We start from the raw sequence: 3,490 nt of genomic DNA, 5'->3' as shown, positions 1-3,490 counted from the left end.
GGCTCAACAGCGATGGATTGAATACGCTGGAATTGAGGAGGGTGCGGATCATGGAAAATTAGGGAGTAAACATATCTAATATTAATATATTCATTAAGAAGGGGTTAATTTTCCGTGGGAGCCTTGATTATTAGGTAAGCCCGGATTAAAGGGTTACCTTTGCCGTTCAACTTTCAACACTAAAATTGAGGCGATGACTGCGATACTGATCTTCTTTTTTTCACATTGGTTTTTATCACTTTTCTTCCATACATTTTTCCTTCACCGCTATGCATCTCACCAGATGTACGACACGAGCAAGGGCTGGGAGCGCGTATTTTATTTCAGCACCTGGTTTTTCCAGGGTTCTTCTTACCTGATTCCCCGAGCGTATGGCGTGATGCACCGGATGCACCACGAGTACAGCGATACGGAACATGATCCGCACAGCCCGCACTTTTTCAAGGACGTTTGGCACATGATGATCCACACCCGTGAGATTTATGCTGCTTTCCTGTCCGGCAAAAAACTGCCCGATGCGCAGTTCACGAAAGATCCGCTGCCGGTTTGGGACAGCCTGGACAAGTTTGGTGACCACCGTGCCACCCGCCTGACCTGGATCGCGCTGTATATTGCATTTTACGTGATTTTCGCCGGTACTACCTGGTGGCTGTACCTGCTGCTGCCGATCCACTTCCTGATGGGCCCCATCCAGGGTGCGATCGTGAACTGGTGCGGTCACAAATACGGATACAGCAACTTCGACAACGGCGACCATTCCCGCAACTCGGAGCCCTGGGGTATCTTTTTGCTGGGTGAACTGTTCCAGAACAACCACCACAAGCATAAGGACAGCGCCAACTTCGCCAAGAAATGGTTCGAGTTCGATCCTACCTACCCGGTAATGCGTGCAATGGATTTCCTGGGCATGATCAAGCTGCGCCAGACGGCTACCGCCAAGATTGCGGTACCGAAGAAATCGCGCAAGGCGGCTTAATGGCAGGTTACATATGATATTCGAAGGCGGCGGAAGCAATTCTGCCGCCTTTTTTCATGCCCGGCCCTGCCGTTCAAAATTTTTTTTTCCTTCCTGTAAGGAATTTTCTAAAATTGCCGGTCCTTACTTTAGAAACGGTTTTCCACGCCGTTCCGTTCAACCAAGACATTTGTAAACGCAGGTTTATTCACGAAGGAAAACAAGGGGGGACCCATAGCAGGGCTTATGCCGGACAGCAACAAGCACATACGGGATTTGCAGGAAGAAATTGCACGTAACGACAGCGAACAGGCTTTTGCCGCACTGTTCAGATTGCTGTACGATCGGCTAATTCGATTTTGCATGCAGTACGTTTCTTCGCGGGAGGCCGCGGAGGAAGTGGTATCCGACGTGTTCGTCCGGATATGGGAGCGGCGTGCGGGGTTGACGGAAGTGGGGAACCTGGAGGTGTATTTGTTTGTGTCGGTCAGGAACCAGGCTTACAATTACCAGGAGAAGTATTCCTCCATGCGGATATCGCCCCTGGAGAACGGGGAATGGGAGTTGAAGGATACAGGCGATCCGGGGCGGGATATGGAGTGGAAGGAGATGGCGGCGCGGCTGGACCGTGAAGTGAATCTCCTGCCGGACCAGTGCCGCAAAGTGTTCCGGTTGATCAAGGAAGAAGGGTTCCGGTACAAGGAAGTCGCCCAGATCCTCAATATATCCCCGAGAACGGTGGAAACGCAGCTTTTCCGCGCCATCCGCCGCCTGCAGGAAGCTGTGGGGCACTGGTTGCCCGACAAGCTCAAAAAAGGCGGGAAACTGCCCCCGACGGTGGGTTTACTGTTGATGTTGCTCGATGGATGGATGTGGTAAGATGATATTGTCGATAGCATTGAAAATGTATATATGTATTTGACCTGCCGGATGATGCCGGTATCGCCTGAAACGATTTGGCGGAAAATGTAGCAGGTCCCTACCTGGTAATGATGATGAACGACGAAACAATCACACGGCTGCTGGCGGCCCGGCTGGCTGGCGAAGCTACTGACGCGGAACTGCGCGAACTGGACTTGCTCCTGGCGCAGGACGCATCGTTGCAATCGCAGGCGCAGCTGCTTCAGCGCTACTTCAAAGACGCACCGGTCCATTCCTCCGCGGGCACCGAGCAGGCCCTGGAGCGGACGCTCGCCCGCATCCGCGGCGGTGAGTCCGCCCCGCTCAGCGTAGCCGGCCGTGGCAGGAGAGGAGCCTGGAAGTGGTGGTCCGCCGCTGCCGCCGCCATACTCCTGCTGCTGGGAGGCGCCTGGGCCCTGTGGAAACCAGCTGCCTTGCATACGGGTTTCGCGGCGTTCAGCCCGGAAAAAGATACGGTCCGCTGGCTGCACCGCCAGAACGGCAAAGCCATCCGCGCGGTGCTTGAACTGGCGGATGGCAGCAAGATCTGGCTCAACGCGGATTCCCGCCTGTCGTACCCCGAACAGTTCGGTCCTCATTCCCGCGAAGTGTTCCTGACCGGGGAGGCCTTCTTCCAGGTAAGCAGCGCACCGGAGAAACCTTTCATCGTTCACCTGAGCAAAGGGACCATCCGCGTACTCGGCACTTCGTTCAACGTCCGCGCGTACGAAAACGAGCCCGTCAAAACCTCCGTCAGCACCGGGAAAGTCGCTTTCATCCCGAAATACACCGACGCCCGCGTCCCCGATACCTTTTACATCACCCCTGACGAAAAGGTTACCTGGTACGATGAAGACGCCCGGCCTGAAAAAGCAATCACCTCCGGCGAGGAAGACCGCGCCTGGACCGACGGCGGCCTTGTTTTTCGTGATGCCACGCTGGAAGACATCTGCCGCGAACTGGAACGCGCCTTCGGGAAGAAAGTGCACTTCGATTCGGAAGAGCCCCGCCACTACCGGATGACCGGCGCCTTCCGCAACAACAGCCTCTCCGAGATCCTGTTCTACCTGTCAAAATCTAAAAATTTCCGATATACCATCACCGACAGCACCCTGCTGATCAGTGAATAAAGTATCCGTTCCATTTATCACAACACTTAAAACGTTATGAAAGTAAGACCGCTCTGCAAGCCGGGTCCCTTCCGTTCGTTGCTCCGCGCCGCCGTCTTCTGCACCGCCCTGCTGTGCATGCTCGACCTCCACGCGCAGGACGCATGGGCTGCCAACACCGCCCGCCAAACGATGGACCAGGCACGGGACAATCCCCGCAAACAAACGGAGAAACGCCTCAGCATCCAGGTGCGTGATGAGAAACTCTCGTCCGTCCTCGATCGCATCGAGCAGCAAACACCTTATGTATTCGTCTACTCCAACGACGAAATCAGCATTTCCCGCAAAATCACCCTCCAGGTCAAAGACCGCCAGCTCAGCGAAATCCTGGACATGCTCCTTTCCCCGCTGGATATCCGGTATGAGCTGATCAACAACAAGATCATACTCAAACAGGGAAACGTACCAGCCGTCGTGTTCGCGCAGCAGGCAAACGTCACCATTAAAGGCCGGGTGGTGGGCGAAA

The 3,490-nt window shown here is 54.7% G+C and carries 4 protein-coding genes; all 4 read left to right on the top strand.

The features are described 5' to 3' along the window. Positions 1-193 precede the first annotated feature (193 nt). On the top strand, positions 194-976 hold the full coding sequence (locus Q0510_RS00235; protein WP_298707162.1) for an acyl-CoA desaturase: 783 nt from the start codon (positions 194-196) through the stop codon (positions 974-976). Positions 977-1,201: 225 nt separating this feature from the next. After that, a complete protein-coding gene (locus Q0510_RS00230; RefSeq protein ID WP_298707160.1) occupies positions 1,202-1,834 on the top strand; it encodes an RNA polymerase sigma-70 factor in 633 nt (210 codons plus the stop codon). A 77-nt stretch (positions 1,835-1,911) separates the two neighbouring features. Beyond that, the gene (locus tag Q0510_RS00225; protein WP_298707158.1) at positions 1,912-2,985 is read left to right on the top strand and encodes a FecR domain-containing protein; all 1,074 of its coding nucleotides are present in this window, start codon (positions 1,912-1,914) and stop codon (positions 2,983-2,985) included. A gap of 36 nt (positions 2,986-3,021) precedes the next feature. After that, positions 3,022-3,490: STN domain-containing protein (locus Q0510_RS00220; RefSeq protein ID WP_298707156.1), on the top strand; the 469-nt coding region annotated here is incomplete at its 3' end.

Origin of the sequence: uncultured Chitinophaga sp. (assembly GCF_937874145.1) — a bacterium.
In the GTDB taxonomy this organism is placed as follows: Bacteria; Bacteroidota; Bacteroidia; order Chitinophagales; family Chitinophagaceae; genus Chitinophaga.
Note: the sequence above shows the minus strand (reverse complement) of the source record. Positions and strands in the feature narration are given on the sequence as shown.

Coding starts and splice junctions, on each gene's coding strand:
- Q0510_RS00235 (WP_298707162.1), top strand. CDS start 194: ATGACTGCGATACTGATCTTCTTTTTTTCACATTGGTTTTTATCACTT.
- Q0510_RS00230 (WP_298707160.1), top strand. CDS start 1,202: ATGCCGGACAGCAACAAGCACATACGGGATTTGCAGGAAGAAATTGCA.